We start from the raw sequence: 21,654 nt of genomic DNA, 5'->3' as shown, positions 1-21,654 counted from the left end.
CTTCGGTTTCGTTCACTCCTTTTTTGCGCTCTCTCCCGGCCCTCGCCTTCGAAAACAGCCGAGGCTCGAGCGGCGCGCGCCGGTTTAGGCTGCCTTGTCGCCTTCGATCTGCTTCGAAGCGGGCTTGGTCACTTCGGTTTGGATGGTGATCCGATGTGGCTTCATCTCCTCAGGGATCTCCCTCCTGAGATTAATGACAAGCAACCCGTTTTCGAGCTTTGCGCCCTCGACAAAGACATGATCGGCGAGTTCGAATTTACGCGCGAACGGCCGTACGGCGAGCCCCTGATGGAGGTACTGTGCCTCCTCATCCTTGGACTTGGCGCCGTTGACCATGAGCATGTTCGCCTCATGGGTGATCGTCAGGTCGTCTTCGGCAAATCCCGCTACCGCGATTTCGATTCGGTAGGAATCTTCGCCAAGTTTCACGATGTTGTAGGGCGGCCAGTTTTCAGCGTTCAGACTGGCGTTTTCCAGCAGATCGAACATGCGATCGAAGCCGATGCTCGACCTGTAGAAGGGGGTAAAGTCGAGGCTTGTTCTCATAGCTACATCCTCCGTAGAGCAACATAGATACGAGGAAGCGCCAAGAAGCTCGGCGCTCCCTGACCAGGCCGACCCCAATAGCGCGTCGGCAGAAATGAGTTGGGGAGCCCACCGCGTTACGTCAAGGGGGGTGGCGGGAAATGAAGCTATAAATTCATGGGATTAGCACTCACATGGATCGAGTGCTAAAAAATTGCGCCGCCCTCTTGAAACTCGAAAAATCAGAAACCAGATCGATTGGCGCGATGCCAAACATCGTGCGTCCCGCGTCGGATTCGAGCCGGATGCGGCGCGGAGGAGCTTCTAAGAAATCTGTTTGTCCACGAGGTGAGCGACATGACGTTCCGTCCCCTGCATGACCGCATCCTGGTCCGCCGCATTGTAGCCGAGGAAAAGACGGCCGGCGGCATCATCATCCCCGATACGGCGAAGGAAAAGCCGCAGGAAGGCGAGGTCATCGCCGTCGGCCCGGGCGCACGCGATGACAGCGGCAAGCTCGTCGAGCTCGACGTCAAAGCCGGCGATCGCATCCTGTTCGGTAAATGGTCCGGTACAGAAATCAAGCTCAATGGTGAGGAGCTTCTGATCATGAAGGAATCCGACGTCATGGGCGTGATCGAGAACGAAGCCTCGGCGAAGAAGGCCGCCTGAGAGCCGGGCCAATTGGAGGAGTAGAAAAAATGGCTGCCAAGGAAGTGAGATTCCATACGGAAGCCCGCGAGAAGATGCTTCGCGGCGTCGACATTCTCGCCAATGCGGTGAAGGTGACGTTGGGCCCGAAGGGTCGCAATGTGGTGCTCGACAAATCGTTCGGCGCTCCACGGATCACCAAGGACGGCGTCACCGTCGCCAAGGAGATCGAGCTTGAGGACAAGTTCGAGAACATGGGCGCCCAGATGGTGCGCGAAGTGGCATCAAAGACCAGTGACATCGCCGGCGACGGCACCACCACGGCAACGGTTCTCGCCCAGGCGATCGTCAAGGAGGGAGCGAAAGCCGTGGCCTCGGGAATGAACCCGATGGACCTCAAGCGTGGCGTCGACAAGGCGGTGGAGGCTGTGGTCGAGGAGCTGCGCAGCAATGCCCGCAAAGTCACCAGAAACGATGAGATCGCCCAGGTCGGCACCATCTCGGCCAATGGCGACACGGAGATTGGCCGCTTCCTCGCAGAAGCGATGGAAAAGGTCGGCAACGAAGGAGTGATCACGGTCGAAGAAGCCAAGACCGCGGTCACGGAGCTCGAAGTCGTGGAGGGCATGCAGTTCGACCGCGGTTACCTCTCGCCCTATTTCGTGACCAATCCCGAAAAGATGCGCGTCGAGCTGGAGGAGCCCTATGTGCTCATCCACGAGAAGAAGCTGTCCAATCTGCAGGCGCTGCTTCCGGTTCTCGAATCTGTCGTTCAATCCGGCAAACCGCTGCTGATTATCGCCGAGGACGTCGAGGGTGAAGCGCTCGCCACGCTCGTCGTCAACAAGCTGCGTGGCGGCCTGAAGGTCGCTGCAGTGAAAGCGCCTGGTTTTGGCGACCGCCGCAAGGCCATGCTCGAGGACATCGCCATTCTGACCGGCGGTACTGCGATCTCCGAGGATCTCGGCATCAAGCTCGAGAACGTCACGCTCGAAATGCTCGGCCGCGCCAAGAAGGTGGTTGTCGAGAAGGAAAACACGACCATCGTCGACGGCGCTGGTTCGAAGACGGAGATCCAGGGTCGCGTCGCCCAGTTCAAGGCGCAGATCGAGGAGACCACCTCGGACTATGATCGCGAGAAGCTGCAGGAGCGTCTCGCCAAGCTCGCCGGCGGTGTTGCCGTGATCCGCGTGGGGGGCTCGACCGAGGTCGAAGTCAAGGAACGCAAGGACCGCGTCGATGACGCAATGCATGCAACGCGGGCGGCTGTCGAGGAGGGCGTGCTGCCCGGCGGTGGCGTCGCTTTGCTGCGAGCCGTCAAGGCCCTGGACGGCGTTCAGACCGAGAACGCCGATCAGAGGCATGGCATCGAGATCGTGCGCCGTGCGATCGAAGCGCCGGTGCGCCAGATCGCCGAGAACGCGGGTGCGGAAGGCTCGATAATCGTCGGCAAGCTGCGCGAGAAATCCGAATTTGGCTATGGCTGGAACGCCCAGACCAACGAGTTCGGTGACCTTTACGAGCAGGGTGTGATCGATCCGGTCAAAGTCGTTCGAACCGCGCTGCAGGACGCCGCTTCGGTCGCCGGGCTGCTGATTACCACCGAGGCAATGGTCGCCGAGAAGCCGAAGAAGGAGGCGCCGGTTCCGCCGATGCCGCCTGGAGGTATGGACTTCTGACGGAAGCGATGGGTTCGCGCCTCAGGGGCGCGGACCCATCGAACCATGGCTTGCCCCTCGATGGGTGAAGCGTTCGAACATCGGTTTGCAGCAGGGCGGCAGGAGCCCGAGATCGGCTCCAAGGAGGCCGGACCCGAGGCCCGTCAGCCCGCTCCGAAGGAGGATCTAACAAAATCGGGGCCAAAAACGACCACGCGTTCGTCGAAATTTGTTGGCGTATTCGCCGCACTCGTTCTCGTTATGGTTTCTGGGCCGCTGCCGGCGGCGCAGCCGCAGGCCGCCCTTTCATCAAGCACTCAACGGTCGCTCGCTGACGTCCTGGAAGAGATCACGCCGGCGGTCGTCAACATTGCTGTGAGGTCTCGCACACCTGCCGAAACCAACCCTCTGTATAATGATCCGTTTTTCCGCCGCTATTTCAACCTGCCTGAGCAGCAGCAGCGGCTGAGCGCCGGTTCCGGCGTCATCGTTGACGCCGAAAATGGCTATATCCTCACCAACCACCACGTCGTCGCCGACGCCGGCGAGATTGCGGTGACGCTGAAGGACCGCCGTCGCTTCACCGCTGAACTGGTGGGCAGCGATCAGGCAACCGATATTGCTTTGCTGAAGATCGAGGCTGAAAAGCTGACGGCGCTGCCCTTGGGCGATTCCAATGCTCTCCGGGTCGGCGACTCCGTTGTCGCGATCGGCAACCCGTTCGGACTGGGTCAGACCGCAACCTCCGGCATTGTCAGCGCTCTTGGGCGTGGCGGCATCAATGTCGAGGGTTATGAGGATTTCATCCAGACCGACGCCTCGATTAATCCCGGCAATTCGGGAGGGGCACTGGTGACTGCCGATGGTCGGCTGGTCGGCGTCAACACCGCCATCATCGCGCCGGCCGGCGGCAACGTCGGCATCGGCTTTGCGGTTCCGATCGCGATGGCCTCCGCCGTGATGCAGCAACTGATCGAGCATGGCGAAGTGCGGCGCGGCCGGATCGGCGTTTCCATTCAGGACCTCACGCCGGACCTAGCCGAGGCGCTCAGCATAGAGGAGACTTCCGGCGCCGTTGTCGGAAGCATTGAGCAGAATTCGCCGGCAGCGAGTGCCGGGCTTCAAGCTGGCGATGTCATCATCGCCGTCAACAATCGCAAAATCACCGGCTCGGCAGATCTCCGCAATCGGATCGGTTTGGCTCAGGTCGGATCACAGGTCGAGATCGAATATCTGCGCGATCGGGCTCGCAAAAAGGGTGACAATGCGCATTGAGCCGGCCGAGGCAAATGCTGAGGCCGATGCAACGCCCCCTCCCCTGCAGGGCGCGCAGTTCGAGGATGCGGCTGGTAATGTGGTTGTCTCCAGCATTGAAGGAGGAAGCGCAGCGGGGCGATCGGGTTTGCGCGCCGGCGACGTGATCGTTGCCGTTAATCGAAAGCCCGTCGCCACCGTGGCGGAGCTCGCCGCGGCGTTGAAGGACGCCGGCGGCGCGATTGCGCTCGATCTGTTTCGCGGCGGCTCAAAACTGTTCCTGGTGATCGGTTAAGCGGCCGCCGCGCGCGTGAATGTCGAACGTTGAAGGGGAACGAGATGAGGAGCGCTGAGCCGCGACGGCATGACAGCACATGCTCAACGTGGTGCAAACGGTCTGCGATCGCATTGCGTTGTTCAGCAACGGCCGGATTGGATTCCTCGGCACCATCGAAGAGCTTGCCGACAAGATCGGGGGAGGCGCTTTCATCATCGATGTCGAGGCCGATGGTATCGACCTTACCGAACTGGGCACGTCGGCCGAGGGCGTGAAGTCGATCGCACCCGGTCGCCACGGCCATTGGCTGGTCGAAAGCGACCGCGATGTTCGCCCGGAGCTCGCCCGCCTCGTCGTCGATGCTGGTGGTTCCCTGAAGAATTTGGACCTGCGTCGGGCGCGGCTTGACCAGGCCTACAATCGGTATTTCCGGGAGGTTGTCCATGACGCGTGAAGGCTCACCCTTCAAGGGCGCGGCAACGATTGCCTTCAAGGAAGCGGCCGATCATATGACCAGCGCGCGGATGCATCTGATCATGCTGCTCGTGCTGCTGACCGCGATCGGCGCCGTCTATGGTGCGATTGGGCGCATAACCGCAACCACAGCCGAGGATCCTTTCCTGTTCCTGAAGCTGTTGACTGAGGCGTGCGAGCCGCTTCCATCCTTCGCCGCCTTGCTTGGCTTTCTGTTGCCGCTGGTGGCGATCGCGCTGGGTTTCGACGCAGTCAACGGCGAATACGCCTGGCGGACAATAAGCCGGCTCCTGGCGCAGCCGATCTACCGCGATGCGGTTTTGTTCGTAAAGTTCCTCGGTGGCTTGCTTGTTATCGCAATCGCGCTGCTGACGCTCTGGCTGCTCATGACAGGCCTCGGCATCCTGTTCCTCGGTCTGCCCCGTCGGCCGCCGACATCGTGCGGGGTGCCGCCTATCTCGCCGCGACGCTTGCCTACGCCGGTGTCTGGATGGCGCTGGCGATCGCCTTCTCGACCTTGATCCGCTCGCCGGCGACCTCGGCGTTGGCCGCCCTGTCGGTCTGGCTGGTGCTTGCGGTGTTCTGGGACATGATCGCGCCGCTGTTTGCAGGCGCGCTGGCTCCCATCGATCCGCTCGAGCCGATGACGGTGGTGACACAGCTCGAAACGCAGTAGGCCATCAGCAGGTTCTCGCCTCAGACGCTTTACGGGGAAATCACCGGAATGCTGTTGAACCCCGCGGCGCGCTCGGTGGTCCCTTGTTCTTCGATCAAGTCCAAGGCGCGATTGCCAGCGCACCGCTACCGACCGTGCAAAGCCTGCTGGTCGTATGGCCGCAGCTCTCGGGACTAGTCGCTGCGATGATCCTGCTCTTCACTTTGGCCTACGTCGTCTTCCAGCGTCAGGAGGTCAGGGCATGATGGCTGCTCGGCGCGTCGCCGCCCGCAACTTGGCGCCATTAGCCACCAGAAACGACAAAGGGCTCAGCGGGACCGCTAAGCCCTTGAAAAGGATGGTGGGCGTGACAAGGATCGAACTTGTGACCCCTACGATGTCAACGTAGTGCTCTCCCGCTGAGCTACACGCCCATCCGATGCGGCGCATAGACCATAAAACCGGCGTGCGCGTCAATAGGCTTTTCGAAGGTTTTTTGACAGAAAGTTCGAAGGTGCCGGTGGGGCGGGACTTCGATGGGCGCGCGTTCGGCCTTTAGCCCGCTGCGGGCGCATCGGGCAGCTAAATGATTGAAATAGCAGAGGTTGCTGCCGGAGGAACGCGCAGCGTGACGCGCGGCTTGCGAATTCTGGCGGGGCAAAGCGCAAGCGGAAGCCGATCAAGCAGATCGGCTTGGCCAGCCGTTTTGACAGATAGGGAAACCGCTTGGGGGGTCTCAGGCAGCCAGCATCTTGTTGACCTCGTCGACGAGGTCGCGAAGGTGGAAGGGCTTCGAAAGGACCTTGGCGTCCTTTGGGGCCTTCGAGTCGGGATTGAGCGCGACGGCGGCAAAGCCGGTGATGAACATGACCTTCAGGTCCGGGTCGAGCTCGGTCGCCCGGCGGGCGAGTTCGATGCCGTCCATCTCGGGCATAACGATATCGGTCAGCAGCAGCGAAAAGGGCTCTTCGCGCAGCCGGTCATAGGCGCTGGCGCCGTTGTCGTAGGACAGGACCTTGTAGCCGGCCTTTTCCAACGCCTTCACGAGGAAGCGGCGCATGTCGTTGTCGTCTTCGGCAAGGAGGATTTTCGCAGTCATGAATTCGGCCGTGGCTACTTCTTTTCGATGCTTGTGGGATGCGGCAGCCTAGCAAACCGCAACAGCGTAAATATCCGGTGAACGGCAGGGGTCAACCCCCGGAACCGACGGGAGGCCACTATGGACACAGAGGCGGCCAACTGGCAACATGATCAAAACAGCAAGATCCGCATATGGTAAAAGGGTTCAGATGGGGGAAGTGGCCGAGTGGGACGTGTTCGAGGTCTTGGAACCCGCGAGCCAGCGGATCCCCCTCGTGTTCAACTCACCGCATAGCGGGCGCTACTATCCCCAATCCTTTCTCGATCAGTCGCGGCTCGATGCGCATTCGATTCGGCGGTCCGAGGATCACTTCGTCGACGAACTCTTCCAAAGCGCCACGCTCCTTGGAGCGCCGCTGCTGAGGGCCCATTTCCCGCGTGCCTTTCTCGACGTCAACCGCGAACCTTACGAGCTCGATCCGCGCATGTTCGAGGGGGCGCTGCCGCCCCACGCCAATATCAGCTCGATGCGGGTCGCAGGCGGGCTCGGCACGGTGCCGCGGCTGGTCGCCGAGAATATGGAAATCTATCGCAGCCGCGTGCCCGTCGAGGAGGCGCTGGCGCGGATCGAATCGATCTACAAGCCCTACCATGCGACGCTCCGGAAGCTGATCGCCCGCACCCATGTCCAGTTCGGCATGGCGGTGCTCATCGACTGCCACTCGATGCCCGGCAACGTTCACCTGGCAGGAAGCGGCCAGCGACCGGATTTCATCATCGGCGACCGCTATGGAACGAGCGCCGCGGCGGAACTGTCGCGCTTTGCGGTCGAACTCCTGGAGCAGCTCGGCTATGCGGTGACGCGCAACAAGCCCTATGCCGGCGGCTTCATCACCGAACATTATGGCCGGCCGACGCGGGGGCTACACGCGCTTCAGATCGAGATCAACCGCAGCCTCTATATCGACGAGGCGACGCTGGTCAAAAAGCCGGGATTTGCCGCCCTGGAAACCGATCTTGCGACGTTCGTCGCAGGTCTGGCGCGCCATGTCGAGGATTACGGCGCCTATCTGCCGCTTGCCGCGGAATAGCCTGCTCTTGCCCTTAAAAAGAACCGCGCCAATGGCGCGGTCAAGTCTAGGGAGGAAACACCCAAGGAGGGTATTTGCAGCCACTCGTGACTGCCAGGAAACTTTAATATTGCACTGCACAATTGTCAAGTTTCTACAGCGCCGCGCGTCTTACCAGACGCGCAAAGGTTGCTGTAGCACTTTGAATTTGCCGCATGTCTTTCTCCTTGAATCGAGGTCGATTAAGGAGACAGGCAGTAGGCGAGCGTGTCTTGGCACCGCAGCTGCGAGCGCCCGGCGCAAGCGTTGCCTTTCGGCAGATTTCCTCTATTCAGAATGAACTTCCTTCTCGCCTCAAGAGAGTGACATGCTGCCCGACCGTTCCTTCTTCGACCGCCTCGCCGATGCCGCCAAGGCGGAAACCCTGCCGCGCTTCCGCACGGGCACGAGCGTCGTCAACAAGCTCGAAGGCGGATTCGATCCCGTCACCGAAGCCGATCAGTCGGCCGAGGCGGCCATCCGGCGATTGATCGAAGCCGCGTTCCCTGAGCATGGTATCCTCGGCGAAGAGCACGGCAATATCGGCCTCGACCGCGAACATGTCTGGGTGATCGATCCGATCGACGGAACGCGTGCCTTCATTTCCGGATTGCCGGTCTGGGGAACGCTAATCGGCCTCTATCGCCACGGCAAGGCGATCATGGGGCTGATGGACCAGCCCTTCACCGGCGAGCGCTATTTCGCCGACGGCGAGAAAGCGATCTATCGGGGCCCCGGTGGCGAGAAGGTGCTGTCCGCGCGTGCCTGCGACGCGCTTTCCGATGCTGTCCTGTTCACCACCTCGCCGCATCTCTATACCGGCGATCTCAAGGAGCGCTTCGAAGCGCTGCAGGCCAAGGTGCGGCTCTTCCGCTACGGATGCGATTGCTACGCCTTCGCACTGCTTGCGGCCGGCCATGTCGATCTCGTCATCGAATGCGGCCTGAAGCCCTACGATGTCGGCGGCCTCATTCCGCTAATCGAACAGGCGGGCGGCATCATCACCGACTGGCAGGGCGGTCCGGCGGAAATGGGCGGCGAGATCATCGCCGCGGGCAGCCCGGAGCTACATGCGCAGGCGCTGGAGATGTTGCGAGCGCGCTAAAGCGCGCCCGCTTTGTGCATGTCGTTACCTCAAAGCTGCTGCCCACATTTGTGGGCGACATGCAATGAGTTACGCATCTTCCATCGTCTGCGGCGAAAGGTCGATTTCCTCGGCGTCGGTCTCCGGCAGGAAGGCCAGAATGGCGGCGAGCGCCTGGGCGCGGTAGCGGTCGGCTTCCTGGAAGAGCTCGTGGCGCGCCCCGTCGATCGGGATCAAATGGCCGGCGCGGAAATTGCTGGCGAGATATTCCATGGCGAGATAGGGCACGAGGCCGTCGGCCGTCGGCGCCAGGATGACCGTCGGCACGATTATCCTCGTGAGGTGCTCGCGGCGCGTCGTGCGCCTGATCACCCGGAACGCTTCGCTCAACCAGCGGCCGGTCGGCGGCCCGATGCGCAAATGCGGACAGGCCTCGATGACGGCAAGGTTGCGGGCATAACGCCGGCTGTCCGAGGTCAGCGGGTTGTTCCTGAAGGGAGACTGACGCTCCTTGTCGCCGCGCACCGGCAGGTTGCCGAGGCCGAACCAGCGCATTGCCGTGGCGATCGCGACTATGCCGGGCTCGCCGATTGCCTGGCCGCTCAAGCCCAGAAATGGGGCCAGCAGCACCATTCGGTCGATACGGCTTGCCAGCATCGGCGCCAGCGACAGGGCGACGAGCGCCCCCATCGAATGGGCGACAATGGAAAAGGGCAGGCGCGTGTCGGGCAGGACGATCTGCTCCAGGAATATCGACAGATCGCGCTCGTAGTCGGCAAAATGCTCCACGTGGCCGCGGCCCGGCTGCGGCAGCAGCCGTTCGGATCCACCCTGACCGCGCCAGTCGAAGGTCGCGACCCAGAAACCGGCCGCCGTGAGATCGCCGATCGTTTCGAAGTATTTCTCGATCGACTCGTTGCGCCCCTGCAGGAGCACAATCGTGCCGCGCGTGACCGGCGCGTTCGCCTTGAAGACGGCGTAGCGGATCTTGCGGTCGCCGGCGCCGTCCAAAAAGCCCACCTGGGGCTTGCCCGGTATCGGATTATCCGGTGTGGAATGAAGGATCGTCGTCATTAAGCGCGCGGCCGAGGAAACGAAGTCGAGATCGTTTAGGGATAGGCGGCAGTCCTGCCCACGTCAAAGAAAAAAGCCGGAAGCGGCGGATGAAATCCGGACGATCACCGCTTCCGGCCGCTGAAGGAGAAGGGACATGTCGCTTCAGCCCTGGGCGCTTCCACCCAGTGTGTCTGTTTTAGCTGCGCGAGGCTGAACGGCGGCCGAACCCGTCGTTCATTTGCCGTTCACCAATGTGGCCAGGTCGGCCCTTGAACTCATGCGAAAGCGCTCCCATGTTTTGGCTGCGGGCGCCGAAGACGGGTCCGCTCACCGGTCATGCCGCAGCCTTATGGGGCGGCAGGCCAGACATCGCAAACGTTGCTCTTGAAGGAGGACACCATGCGTCACTTTGACTTTTCCCCCCTTTACCGCTCCACCGTCGGCTTCGATCGCCTGTTCACCATGCTTGACAGCCTGGGCCAGCCCGATCAGGCGCAGACCTATCCGCCCTACAACATCGAGCGGACCGGCGAAAACGCCTACCGTATCACCATGGCCGTTGCCGGCTTCGACGAAAGCGAGCTTTCGGTCGAAGCGCGCGAGAATACGCTGACGATCAAGGGCGAGAAGAGCGAGGAGAAGGGTGAGGAAAGCCAGTTTCTCCATCGCGGCATCGCCAAGCGGGCCTTCGAGCGCCGCTTCCAGCTTGCCGACCATGTCGAGATCCGAGCTGCTTCGCTGAAGAACGGCCTGCTTCACGTCGATCTCGTGCGTGAGATTCCGGAAGCTGCCAAGCCGCGTCGCATCGAGATCACTTCGGTCTCTTCCCAGCCGAAGCAGATCGAGGCGCAGACGGCCTAACGTCCATCATTAGACCATCAAAGACGGCGTCCCTCGGGGCGCCGTTTTTTCATGGGCATTTCTGCCGCGCATGCCCTTGTTCAGCAGGCCGCGATGAACTGGTCGACGTCATCGGCGCGCGTCGCGAAGCTTGTGACGAGGCGGTAGAGGCCTTCATCCGCGGCGAGGCTGGAGGAGAGGTCTTGCGGCGCGGGCCAGTCGTAGAAGACCGCCCCCTGCTCCTGCAGACGCTTGGCCACGTCGCGCTTCAGGATCACGAAAACTTCGTTGGCCTCCGGCGTCCAGGCGAGCCGGCTCACGGCCGAAGCCGCGATTCCTTCCGCAAGGCGGCGGGCCATGCCATTCGCATGGCGGGCGAGATCGAGCCATAGATCGCCCTTGAGATAAGCGTCGAATTGGGCGGCGATGAAACGGGACTTCGAGAAAAGCTGGGCCGCCCGCTTGCGTAGGAAGTGCATCTCGTGCGCCTTCGACAGGTCGAAGAGGATGAGCGCCTCGGCGCACCAGCAGCCGTTCTTCGTGCCGCCGAAGGATAGAAGGTCGACGCCGCGCTTCCAGGTCATCTCGGCCGGGGTCGTGTCGAGGCTAACGAGGGCATTGGCGAAGCGCGCGCCGTCCATGTGCAGCGGCAGCCTGTGTGACTTGGCGATCGAGGCGATCGCTTCGATCTCCGGGAGCGAATAGACCGTGCCGCTCTCCGTCGCCTGCGTCAGCGTCACCGCCATCGGCTGGCCGCCATGCACGACGTCCGGCGGAAAGCGGCGGATCTCGGCCTCGAGCCGCGCCGCATCCATCTTGCCGCGCGCGCCGGCGACCGGGCACAGCCTGGCGCCCTGCGAGAAGAATTCCGGCGCGCCGCATTCGTCCACATTCACATGCGCTTCGCGGTGGCAGAAGGCGACCCCTCCGGCCCGATTGGTGCTCGCCAGCGCAAGCGCGTTGGCCGCCGTGCCGGTGCCGACGAAGAACACCGCCACGTCCGTTTCGAAAATCTCCGACAGGCGCTTTTCCACATTCCGGTCGAGTTCGCTCGTGCCGTAGGCGGAAACATAGCCCCGCGCTTCGGCGGCGAGGTTTTCGGAAATGGCCGGATGAGCGCCAGCCCAGTTGTCGGAGGCAAATATCATCAGAATCATCCTATCTGTCAGCCTCGGCGGCCGATTCGGGGTGACCATAGCCGAGTTCGGCGTCCAGACAATGCCTACAGCGCCGCGCGTTTATCGCGCGCGCAAAGGCCGCTGTAGCACTTCAATGTCTTTGTCCGTTGAACCGAGTTTGATTTAAGGAGACATGTGGTAGGTTCTTGGCGATGCCAACAGATGACCAGTTTGAAACCAAAGTGAAGAAAGCGACGGCGTCGCGTAATTTTATTTCAAACCGGCGAAATTTTTGGCAATGTTCGGCAAAGTCTCCAGCATTATTTGCGGCCATGCCCCTTGCGGAGGGGGGCGCTTTCTGGCATAGAACGCATGAAATAGGACAGGTTTGCTGTCCTATTTCGGTCTAGGGACCGGAACAATCGCCAGAAGGGCCGCGAAAAGCGGCCTCGGGCGGGGAGCGTAAGGGGTTTCGCCGGTTTCATTCGGCTGTTATCGCCTGCCATCACCATGGTCGCGGACATTCGTGCCTGATGGGCCGCGCTTCATTTGCGACCTGCTCAGGATCATGCGACGATAATGCCCCGGCTTGCCGCGATGCGAAAACGCGAGGCGGCTTAGGCGCGCGGGCCGCGGTATGCCCGGATTTCCGGGTACAACAGGAGGGACGACGATGACGGATCATTCGCCATCACAACAGATTGGGCTCCACCTCGCACGGAATGCTGCGACGGCTGTGAAAACGCCCGCATTCCCCTCCGGTCTGCCGCGAAAACAGGGCCTTTACGATCCACGCAACGAGCATGACGCCTGCGGCGTCGGCTTCGTCGCGCATATGAAGGGCGAGAAGTCGCACCAGATCGTGCGCGACGGGCTCCTTATGCTTGAAAACCTGACGCACCGCGGTGCGGTCGGCGCCGACCCGCTGATGGGCGACGGCGCGGGCATTCTCGTGCAGATCCCCGACCGCTTCTTCCGCGAGGAGATGGCGAACCAGGGGGTCACCCTGCCGAAGGCGGGCGAATATGCCGTCGGCTATCTCTTCATGCCGCGCGACGAGAAGCTGATCGCCCATTTCAAGGAGGTGATCAGCGAGGTGGTGGCCGAGGAAGGCCAGCATCTGCTCGGCTTCCGCGACGTTCCGGTCGACAATTCGTCGCTTTCGAAGGCGCCAGACATCGCCGCCACCGAGCCGCACCATGTGCAGGTCTTCATCGGCGCCGGCCGCGATGCTGCCACCAATGCGGAATTCGAGCGGCGACTGTTTACGCTGCGCAAGGTGATCTCCAACCGCATCTATGCGGAGGCGGACGGCGGCGACCTCGGCTTCTATGTCGTATCGCTGTCGACCTCGACCATCGTCTACAAGGGCATGTTCCTTGCCTACCAGGTCGGCGCCTATTACAAGGACCTTGCCGACGAGCGTTTCCAGTCGGCGGTGGCGCTGGTTCACCAGCGCTTCTCGACGAACACCTTCCCGTCCTGGAAGCTGGCGCATCCCTACCGCATGGTAGCGCATAACGGCGAGATCAACACGCTGCGCGGCAACGTCAACTGGATGGCGGCGCGGCAGGCGTCGGTTTCCTCGCCGCTCTTCGGCGACGACATCTCCAAGCTCTGGCCGATCTCCTATGAGGGCCAGTCGGACACTGCCTGTTTCGACAACGCGCTCGAGTTCCTGGTGCAGGGCGGCTATTCGCTGTCGCACGCGGTGATGATGCTGATCCCGGAGGCCTGGGCCGGCAACCAGCTGATGTCGCCCGAACGCAAGGCGTTCTACGAGTATCATGCGGCCCTCATGGAACCGTGGGACGGGCCGGCGGCGGTCGCCTTCACCGACGGCCGCCAGATCGGCGCGACGCTCGACCGCAACGGCCTGCGCCCGGCGCGCTATATCGTCACCAGCGACGACCGTGTCATCATGGCGTCGGAAGCCGGCGTGCTTCCAGTGGATGAGGACAAGATCGTCAAGAAGTGGCGGCTGCAGCCGGGCAAGATGCTGCTGATCGACATGGAAGAGGGCCGCATCATCTCCGACGAGGAGGTGAAGTCGTCGCTTGCCGGCAAGCATCCCTACCGGCAGTGGCTCGACGATACCCAGCTCATCCTCGAAGACCTGAAGCCGGTCGAGCCCCGGGCGCTGCGCCGCGACGTATCGCTGATCGACCGCCAGCAGGCCTTCGGCTACAGCCAGGAAGACACGAAGCTCCTGATGTCGCCGATGGCGACTACCGGCCAGGAAGCGATCGGCTCGATGGGCACCGACACGCCGATCTCGGCCATGTCAGACAAGCCGAAGCTGCTTTACACCTATTTCAAGCAAAACTTCGCCCAAGTCACCAACCCGCCGATCGATCCGATCCGCGAGGAACTGGTGATGAGCCTCGTCTCGTTCATCGGTCCGCGGCCGAACATCCTCGACCACGCCGGCATGGCGCATGCCAAGCGGCTGGAGGTTCGCCAGCCGATCCTGACGAATGGCGATCTTGAGAAGATCCGTTCAATCGGCCATACGGAAGACCGCTTCGACACCAAGACGCTCGACTTCACCTATGACATTTCGCGCGGTGCCGAAGGCATGCCGGAAATGCTCGACCGACTCTGCGAGCGCGCCGAAGCGGCGGTCAAGGGCGGCTACAACATCATCGTGCTTTCCGACCGGCAGATCGGGCCGGATCGCGTGGCTATCCCGGCGCTGCTGGCGACCGCGGCCGTGCACCACCACCTTATCCGCAAGGGCCTGCGCACGTCTGTCGGCCTCGTGCTCGAATCGGGCGAGCCGCGCGAGGTGCATCACTTCTGCCTGCTCGCCGGCTATGGCGCGGAAGCGATCAACCCCTATCTCGCCTTCGATACGCTCGTCGACATGCACAAGCGCGGCGACTTCCCAAAAGAAGTCGACGAGAAGGAGGTCGTCTACCGCTACATCAAGGCAGTCGGCAAGGGCATCCTCAAGGTCATGTCGAAGATGGGCATCTCGACTTACCAGTCCTATTGCGGCGCACAGATCTTCGACGCCGTCGGTCTGTCGTCGAAGCTGGTCGACAAATATTTCTTCGGCACGGCGACGACGATCGAGGGCATCGGCCTCGATGAGATCGCCGCCGAGACGGTTTCCCGCCACAAGGCCGCCTTCGGCGCCGATCCGGTGCTTGCCAACACGCTCGACATTGGCGGCGAATACGCCTTCCGCATGCGCGGCGAGAGCCACGCCTGGACGCCGGACGCCATCGCTTCGCTGCAGCATGCGGTGCGCGGCAATGCCGAGGACCGCTACCGCGAATTCGCCGAGATGGTGAACGCCTCGGCGCTGCGCATGAACACGATCCGCGGGCTCTTCACCATCAAGAGCGCCGAAGCCGTTAGCCGCAAGCCGATCCCGATCGAGGAAGTCGAGCCGGCAGCCGAGATCGTCAAGCGCTTCTCGACCGGCGCCATGTCCTTCGGCTCGATCAGCCGCGAGGCGCATACGACGCTGGCGATCGCCATGAATCGGATCGGCGGCAAGTCGAACACCGGCGAGGGCGGCGAGGAAAGCGACCGCTATCTGCCGCGTCCGGACGGTTCGATGAACCCGGAACGCTCGGCGATCAAGCAGATCGCCTCCGGCCGCTTCGGCGTCACCACCGAATATCTGGTCAATGCCGACGTGCTGCAGATCAAGGTGGCGCAGGGTGCGAAGCCCGGCGAGGGCGGTCAGTTGCCCGGCCACAAGGTCGACGCGACGGTCGCCAAGACCCGGCATTCGACGCCGGGCGTCGGCCTCATCTCGCCGCCGCCGCATCACGATATCTATTCGATCGAAGACCTGGCGCAGCTGATCTACGATCTGAAGAACGTCAACCCGGAGGCCGATATTTCGGTGAAGCTGGTGTCGGAAGTCGGCGTCGGCACGGTTGCGGCCGGTGTCGCCAAGGCGCGCGCCGACCACATCACCATTGCCGGCTTCGACGGCGGCACCGGCGCCTCGCCCCTGACTTCGCTGAAGCACGCCGGCAGCCCTTGGGAAATCGGCCTTGCCGAAACCCAGCAGACTTTGGTGCTGAACGGCTTGCGCTCGCGCGTCGCCCTTCAGGTCGATGGCGGCCTTAAGACCGGCCGTGATGTGATCATCGGCGCGTTGCTCGGTGCCGACGAATTCGGTTTCGCCACCGCGCCGCTGATCGCCGCCGGCTGCATCATGATGCGCAAGTGCCATCTGAACACCTGTCCGGTCGGCGTCGCTACACAGGATCCGGTGCTCCGGAAGCGCTTCAAGGGCACGCCGGAACACGTCATCAACTACTTCTTCTTCGTGGCCGAAGAGGTGCGGGAAATCCTCGCTTCGCTCGGGGTCCGCAAGCTTGACGACATCATCGGCGCGTCGGAACTGCTCGAGCGCGACCGTATGATCGAGCATTGGAAGGCGAGGGGCCTCGACTTCTCGAAGATCTTCCACAAGGTCGAAGCGCCGAAGGAAGCGACCTACTGGACGACCCGCCAGAACCATCCGATCGATGACATTCTCGACCGCAGGCTGGTCGAGAAGGCGAAGCTGGCGCTCGAGACCAAGGTTCCGGTGGCGTTCGAGGCGGAGATCAAGAACGTCGACCGCTCGGCCGGCGCGATGCTTTCCGGTGCGCTCGCCAAGCGCTGGGGCCACAAGGGGCTGAAGGACGACACGATCCACGTGACGCTCAAGGGCACGGCGGGCCAGTCCTTCGGCGCCTTCCTGGCGCGCGGAATCACCTTTGATCTCGTCGGCGACGGCAACGACTATGTCGGCAAGGGCCTTTCGGGCGGGCGCATCATCGTTCGGCCGCCGGAAAGCGCGAAGATCGTGCCGCAGGAGTCGATCATCGTCGGCAACACGGTGCTCTACGGGGCGATCTCGGGCGAGTGCTACTTCAACGGCGTCGCCGGCGAACGCTTCGCCGTGCGCAACTCGGGTGCGGTGGCGGTCGTCGAGGGTGTCGGCGACCACGGCTGCGAATACATGACCGGCGGCGTCGTCGTCGTGCTCGGCGGCACGGGGCGCAACTTCGCGGCCGGCATGTCCGGCGGCGTCGCCTACGTGCTCGACGAGGAGGGAGACTTCGCACGCCGCTGCAACATGGCCATGGTCGAACTGCAGCCGGTGCCGGAGGAGGACGACATGCTGGAGAAGCTGCACCATCACGGCGGCGACCTCATGTACAAGGGCCGGGTGGACGTCTCGGGCGATATGACGCGCCATGACGAGGAACGGCTCTACCAGCTGATCTCCAACCACCTGCACTTCACGGGGTCGGCGCGCGCCAAGGAGATCCTCGATCAGTGGACGGACTACCGGCCGAAATTCCGCAAGGTCATGCCGGTCGAATACCGCCGCGCGCTCGAGGACATGGAACGCATGAAAATGGCGGTAGCGGCCGAGTAACGGCACCTGTGACAGCGGCCCCCGAACCGTTCCCGGTGACGGCCGCCACCACGCGCCTCATGGGCGCCTGTGCAGATTTGAAGATATCAGGATCGTAAGATGGGCAAGGTTACTGGATTTCTCGAGATCGACCGGCAGGTGGCGAAGTACCAGCCGGCGTCCGACCGCATCCGCCATTTTCGTGAATTCACCATTCCGATGTCCGACCAGGAAGTGCAGAAGCAGGCCGCTCGCTGCATGGACTGCGGCATCCCTTACTGCCATGGGCCGACCGGGTGTCCGGTACACAACCAGATCCCGGACTGGAACGACCTCGTCTATAACGGCAACTGGGACGAGGCGATCCGCAACCTGCATTCGACCAACAACTTCCCGGAATTTACCGGCCGCGTCTGCCCGGCGCCCTGCGAGGAAGCCTGCACGCTGAACCTCGAGGACGTGCCGGTGGCGATCAAGACGGTCGAGCAGGCGATCGCCGACAAAGCCTATGAGATGGGCTACATCGTGCCGCAGCCGGCCGTTACCAAGACCGGCAAGAAGGTCGCGATCATCGGTTCTGGACCGGCCGGCATGGCGGCTGCGCAGCAGCTTGCCCGCGCCGGCCACGAGGTTCATGTCTACGAGCGCGAATCGAAGCCCGGCGGGCTGCTGCGCTACGGCATTCCGGACTTCAAGATGGAGAAGAACTTCATCGATCGCCGCGTCGAACAGATGAAGGGCGAAGGCGTGACCTTCCACTGCGGCATCAATGTCGGCGTCGACCTGGCTGTCCAAACGCTCATCGACGACCACGACGCGGTGCTCTATTGCGGCGGCTCCGAAACGCCGCGCGATGCTGGGATCCCGGGCGTCGAGTTCATCGGCGTGCACGACGCCATGCCCTATCTGGTGCAGCAGAACCGCCGCGTCGGCCGCGAGAACATCGACAGCGTCGGCTGGCCGTCCGAGCCTATCCTCGCCGGCGGCAAGCATGTGGTGGTCGTCGGCGGCGGTGACACGGCGTCCGACTGCGTCGGCACGGCCTTCCGCCAGGGTGCCGTCAAGGTGACGCAGCTCGACATCCGCCCGCAGCCGCCGGAGAAGGAAGACAAGCTCGCTGTCTGGCCGTTCTGGGCAACGAAGATGCGCACCTCATCGAGCCAGGCCGAGGGTGCCGTTCGCGAGTTCCAGGTCGCCACGCTCGAATTCATCGGCGACGAGGACGGCAACCTGACGGGCGTCAAGTGCTGCCAGGTGGACGATCGGCGCAAGCCGATTGCCGGTACCGAGTTCATCATCAAGGCGGACCTCGCCTTCATCGCCATCGGCTTCCGCGGCCCGTTCACGACCAGCGTGCTCAAGGACCTCGGCGACAGGCTGTCGCTGAACACCGACCGGCGCGGTTCGACCAACGTCGTGGCCAACGAGCGGGACTACAGGACCTCGGTCGACAAGCTCTGGACAGCCGGCGACGTCCGCCGCGGCCAATCGCTCGTCGTCTGGGCGATCCGCGAAGGCCGGCAGGCGGCCCGGGCGATCGACGAGGCGCTGATGGGATCGACGGTGCTGCCGAGGTAAAGGCATTGCCTTCCTTGTGCCCCTCTCCTCGGGTTTAACCCGAGGACTAAGCCTCTCCCCACGCGCGGGGAGAGGGGACTGGACGGCGCGACGGTTCTCCTCCGCCCCGCTTCCGGCGAAGGGACAAAGGCGATGTGGCGCGCGTCCTTCGCCCCGCCTGCGGGGAGAAGGTGCCGGCAGGCGGATGAGGGGCAAAGAATCTATGGCTGTGCATTCCGCAACAGCGGATTGCTGATCACCGTTGCGGGCTTTGCCAGCCGGAAATCGTCGATGCGGCCGACTGGGGCGGTGGGTACCTCGCCCTTTTCCACGAGCAGATCTCTCGGGCTCTTTCCGGTGCCCTTCTCAGGCGCGCCCGCTCCGAGAAGGGCTGTGGCGCCGTCGAGCGCCGGATCGGTGACGCTGATCGGCGGCGTCTTGACGATATCCTCGTTGGCAAGCGGGGCGGTAACCACAAGATCCTTGAGTTCCCCGGCACCCGGCACGTCCGCGTCCGCGGCTGCCTCGCCGAGAAGCTTGCGGATGTCCTTCTCGACATAGAAGGCAAGCTTGCGCTTGCCCGCCTTGGTCAGGTTGATGCCGTCGGAGCCGCGCAGGCGGACCTGCTGGCCGTTGATGTCGGAGCCGGTCAGAACGAACTTGCCGCCTTCGTCGACGAAGCCGTCCCAGATGTCGATGAACTGTCCGCCGACCTTCTCCGCCTCCTCGCGATAGATGCCGTTGAAGGTGACCATGTCGGCGGTCATGGCGGTCGACTGGAATGGCGGCATGCCGACCCAGAGAAGCGGCAGATTGTCCTTTCGAGCCAGCGCGGCGAGCGCGTTGACGCGCTTGCGGTATTCCGCCATCCACAGGTCGCTGCGGAACGCCTCCTTGGTTTCGCCGATCCGCATCATCTGGCGATCATTGGCGCCAAGACTGACGACGATGACCGAGGGCTTGAGTTCGGCGACATAGCCCGGCAGGTTCTCCGGCAAATCGAAGTAGTCGTCCCGGACGAGGCCGGACGAGCCGTTGGCGCGCGTCTCCACCACGACGCCTGGCGTCATCTCGAAGGCAGTCTTCAGGCCGTCGCCAAGACTTCCGGCAACGAAGTCGCCGACGACCAGGACCTTTTTCGCGTCCGGCGACTTCTCGACGACCGGAGCGGGCGGGGGGGCGTCCACGACGCGCGGCTTGGCGCGCTGCTGGCGCGGCCGCTGCTGCTCGGCCGGCTGCTGCCGCCGCCTCTGTATGCGACGCGGCCGCGGTTGCGGCGGATAGGCGCTCTGATCCTGATAATAAGTTCGCCGCTGTGGCGCGAAGCCGCCGAAGAGCCGTTGGAAAAAAGTGCGACGCGGGACGGGCTCTTGCGCCTCGGCCATGCTGGCAAGGAAGCCGGTGACCAGCATCGCAGCCGCAGCCAGGAAGACCGGCGTCAAACGCAGGAGAAGCGACCCTTTCCCGGCATCTCTGGTTCTAAACATGGTTACAATCACCGTCGAATGGCAGGCGCGCTCTCAACCATACGCCAAATCACAGCGATTTGGGACCGAATGATCGCAAATCGCCGTGATCCAGGAAGGTCGTGGCGAGCGTTTAGCGGCGCAGGGCGCGCAGCAGGTTCTGCGTCGGCTCGCCGTCCGGCGTCAGGCCGTTCTGCGTCTGGAAGGCCTGGATCGCGGCTTTCGAGCCCGAGCCGAAATTGCCGTCCACCTCGCCATCGTAATAGCCAAGTTCCTTGAGCCGGTTCTGCAGTTCGAACTTCTCGCTGATGTCGAGCGAACCGTCGGGCCGCGGCCAGCGCTGCTGCATGCCGGCATAGCCGGCGATCTGGTCGGCGAGAAGCCCGACGCCGAGCGCATAGGAATCGGAGGCGTTGTAACGCTTGATCACGAAGAAGTTGCGCGTCATCAGGAAGCCCGGACCGCCGCCGCCGCCCGGCAGCTTGAGTTCGGCGCGGGTTTTCGAGTTGCGGAACCCCTTGCCGTTCGGGCGAAGGAAGCCGAGCGCGGCCCATTGGCCGAGCGTCTTCGTCTGGCCAGAATATTTGGCCGCATTGGCCGGCGCCACGACCTCGTAACCCCAGGTCTCGCCCGGCTGCCAGCCGTTCTTCTTCAAGAGGTTGGCAGCCGTCGCCAGCGCATCGGGAACCGAATTCCAGATGTCGCGATGGCCGTTGCCGTCGGCGTCGACCGCGTAGAGCAGGTAGCTGGTCGGGATGAATTGCGTATGCCCCATGGCGCCCGCCCAGGAGCCGGTGAGCTCGCGCGGGGTGATGTCGCCGCTCTGCAGGATCTTCAAGGCCGCGATCAGCTGGGTCCTGGCGAATTTGGCGCGCTTCGGGTCGGCATAGGCAAGCGTTGCGAGCGCGCGCGGCACATAGTGCAGCCGGTCGTCCTTCTGCAGGACGGCGCCATAATTCGACTCCATCGACCAGATCGCCAGCAGGATGGTGCGGTCGACGCCGAAATGCCGCTCGAGCGAGTCGAGCGTGCGCGCGTGCTTGGCCGCCATCTCCTGGCCTATGCGCCTGGTGTAAGGATTGACACGCGAGTCAATATATTCCCAAATCTTGTGCTTGAATTCGGGCTGGTAGTTGGCTTTCTCGATGACGGCCGGGTCGGGCGTCATCACGCCGGCGAAAGCTTTGCGGTAGGTCGCCTGGCTGATGCCGCTCTTGGCGGCCGTTGCGTAGAAGTTGTTGATCCAGTTCTGAAAACCTTGATCCGCCCGCGCCGGCGATGAACCCAGCGCGGCGGCGGCGACGAGAGCGGCGGCGATATGTCGGAAGAACGTCCTGCGGTTTCTGATCATCTGCTGTCGGTTCCGTTTCTCGGCGGAGCATTCAGCCAGCGTTCATGCCGGACGGATTACTCCGGGTTTTGCGAATCTTCCCCGCAAGCGCGCCGCGTGTGGGGCAGCATGCGGTCCTTCGT

General features: G+C 63.0%; 17 protein-coding genes, 1 tRNA gene and 1 pseudogene. 12 read left to right on the top strand and 7 right to left on the bottom strand.

Annotated features, from left to right (window positions below; genetic code table 11):
• Nucleotides 1-84 precede the first annotated feature (84 nt).
• Nucleotides 85-546: an Hsp20 family protein gene (locus SS05631_RS15435; protein WP_037420281.1), complete on the bottom strand. Its 462-nt coding sequence runs from the start codon at nt 544-546 to the stop codon at nt 85-87.
• 336 nt (nt 547-882) lie between these two features.
• Between SS05631_RS15435 and SS05631_RS15430 the strand changes: the two genes are divergently transcribed.
• From SS05631_RS15430 to SS05631_RS31935, 7 genes and pseudogenes are all read left to right on the top strand, one after another.
• Entirely contained in the window at nt 883-1,197 is a 315-nt protein-coding gene (locus SS05631_RS15430) for a co-chaperone GroES (protein WP_037420378.1), read from the top strand.
• A 29-nt stretch (nt 1,198-1,226) separates the two neighbouring features.
• Nucleotides 1,227-2,855 carry a chaperonin GroEL gene (gene groL, locus SS05631_RS15425; protein ID WP_037420280.1) on the top strand — a complete coding sequence of 543 codons (1,629 nt, stop codon included), beginning with the start codon at nt 1,227-1,229 and terminating at the stop codon, nt 2,853-2,855.
• Between the two features lie 240 nt (nt 2,856-3,095).
• Nucleotides 3,096-4,383 (top strand): annotated as a pseudogene (locus SS05631_RS15420) (Do family serine endopeptidase).
• Nucleotides 4,384-4,462: 79 nt separating this feature from the next.
• Nucleotides 4,463-4,819, top strand: coding sequence for a hypothetical protein (locus SS05631_RS15410; protein WP_176536633.1), 357 nt, complete (start codon nt 4,463-4,465; stop codon nt 4,817-4,819).
• A gap of 55 nt (nt 4,820-4,874) precedes the next feature.
• Nucleotides 4,875-5,360, top strand: coding sequence for an ABC transporter permease subunit (locus SS05631_RS31940; protein ID WP_280106596.1), 486 nt, complete (start codon nt 4,875-4,877; stop codon nt 5,358-5,360).
• Nucleotides 5,330-5,515 (top strand): ABC transporter permease subunit, encoded by a 186-nt coding sequence (locus SS05631_RS32520; protein WP_280106594.1) that lies wholly within the window; start codon nt 5,330-5,332, stop codon nt 5,513-5,515. The genes SS05631_RS31940 and SS05631_RS32520 overlap by 31 nt, the downstream gene beginning before the upstream one ends.
• Nucleotides 5,516-5,598: 83 nt before the next feature.
• Nucleotides 5,599-5,760 carry a hypothetical protein gene (locus SS05631_RS31935; protein WP_244412189.1) on the top strand — a complete coding sequence of 54 codons (162 nt, stop codon included), beginning with the start codon at nt 5,599-5,601 and terminating at the stop codon, nt 5,758-5,760.
• A 93-nt stretch (nt 5,761-5,853) separates the two neighbouring features.
• On the opposite strand, the gene SS05631_RS15400 is transcribed toward SS05631_RS31935, so the two are convergent.
• Nucleotides 5,854-5,928, bottom strand: a tRNA-Val gene (locus SS05631_RS15400).
• Between the two features lie 302 nt (nt 5,929-6,230).
• Nucleotides 6,231-6,593 (bottom strand): response regulator CpdR1, encoded by a 363-nt coding sequence (gene cpdR1, locus SS05631_RS15395; RefSeq protein WP_037389271.1) that lies wholly within the window; start codon nt 6,591-6,593, stop codon nt 6,231-6,233.
• 190 nt (nt 6,594-6,783) lie between these two features.
• On the opposite strand from cpdR1, the gene SS05631_RS15390 reads away from it, so the two are divergent.
• Both SS05631_RS15390 and hisN read left to right on the top strand, forming a co-directional pair.
• Nucleotides 6,784-7,665 (top strand): N-formylglutamate amidohydrolase, encoded by an 882-nt coding sequence (locus SS05631_RS15390; RefSeq protein WP_037420278.1) that lies wholly within the window; start codon nt 6,784-6,786, stop codon nt 7,663-7,665.
• A gap of 346 nt (nt 7,666-8,011) precedes the next feature.
• Nucleotides 8,012-8,788 (top strand): histidinol-phosphatase, encoded by a 777-nt coding sequence (hisN, locus tag SS05631_RS15385; RefSeq protein WP_037420275.1) that lies wholly within the window; start codon nt 8,012-8,014, stop codon nt 8,786-8,788.
• 69 nt (nt 8,789-8,857) lie between these two features.
• On the opposite strand, the gene SS05631_RS15380 is transcribed toward hisN, so the two are convergent.
• Nucleotides 8,858-9,841, bottom strand: a complete 984-nt coding sequence (locus SS05631_RS15380; RefSeq protein ID WP_037420272.1) for an alpha/beta hydrolase — start codon at nt 9,839-9,841, stop codon at nt 8,858-8,860.
• 381 nt (nt 9,842-10,222) lie between these two features.
• Between SS05631_RS15380 and SS05631_RS15375 the strand changes: the two genes are divergently transcribed.
• Nucleotides 10,223-10,684 (top strand): Hsp20 family protein, encoded by a 462-nt coding sequence (locus tag SS05631_RS15375; protein WP_037420270.1) that lies wholly within the window; start codon nt 10,223-10,225, stop codon nt 10,682-10,684.
• Nucleotides 10,685-10,764: 80 nt separating this feature from the next.
• On the opposite strand, the gene SS05631_RS15370 is transcribed toward SS05631_RS15375, so the two are convergent.
• Nucleotides 10,765-11,811: a low specificity L-threonine aldolase gene (locus tag SS05631_RS15370; protein WP_037420373.1), complete on the bottom strand. Its 1,047-nt coding sequence runs from the start codon at nt 11,809-11,811 to the stop codon at nt 10,765-10,767.
• 643 nt (nt 11,812-12,454) lie between these two features.
• Between SS05631_RS15370 and gltB the strand changes: the two genes are divergently transcribed.
• Together gltB and SS05631_RS15360 are read left to right on the top strand one after the other, a co-directional pair.
• Complete coding sequence (gene gltB, locus SS05631_RS15365) at nt 12,455-17,179, top strand: glutamate synthase large subunit (RefSeq protein WP_037420267.1); 4,725 nt, start codon at nt 12,455-12,457, stop codon at nt 17,177-17,179.
• Between the two features lie 99 nt (nt 17,180-17,278).
• Nucleotides 17,279-18,736, top strand: a complete 1,458-nt coding sequence (locus tag SS05631_RS15360; protein ID WP_037420264.1) for a glutamate synthase subunit beta — start codon at nt 17,279-17,281, stop codon at nt 18,734-18,736.
• Between the two features lie 200 nt (nt 18,737-18,936).
• Here the strand turns inward: SS05631_RS15360 and SS05631_RS15355 are convergent, their stop codons facing one another.
• Both SS05631_RS15355 and SS05631_RS15350 read right to left on the bottom strand, forming a co-directional pair.
• Nucleotides 18,937-20,202: a GDSL-type esterase/lipase family protein gene (locus SS05631_RS15355; RefSeq protein WP_037420261.1), complete on the bottom strand. Its 1,266-nt coding sequence runs from the start codon at nt 20,200-20,202 to the stop codon at nt 18,937-18,939.
• A 112-nt stretch (nt 20,203-20,314) separates the two neighbouring features.
• Nucleotides 20,315-21,532 carry a lytic murein transglycosylase gene (locus tag SS05631_RS15350; RefSeq protein WP_037420258.1) on the bottom strand — a complete coding sequence of 406 codons (1,218 nt, stop codon included), beginning with the start codon at nt 21,530-21,532 and terminating at the stop codon, nt 20,315-20,317.
• Between the last annotated feature and the right edge of the window lie 122 nt (nt 21,533-21,654).

The organism is Sinorhizobium sp. CCBAU 05631, from assembly GCF_002288505.1.
Classification (GTDB): domain Bacteria; phylum Pseudomonadota; class Alphaproteobacteria; order Rhizobiales; family Rhizobiaceae; genus Sinorhizobium; species Sinorhizobium fredii_C.
The sequence above is the reverse complement of the archived record's forward strand: the minus strand, read 5'-3'. Positions and strand labels throughout refer to the sequence as shown.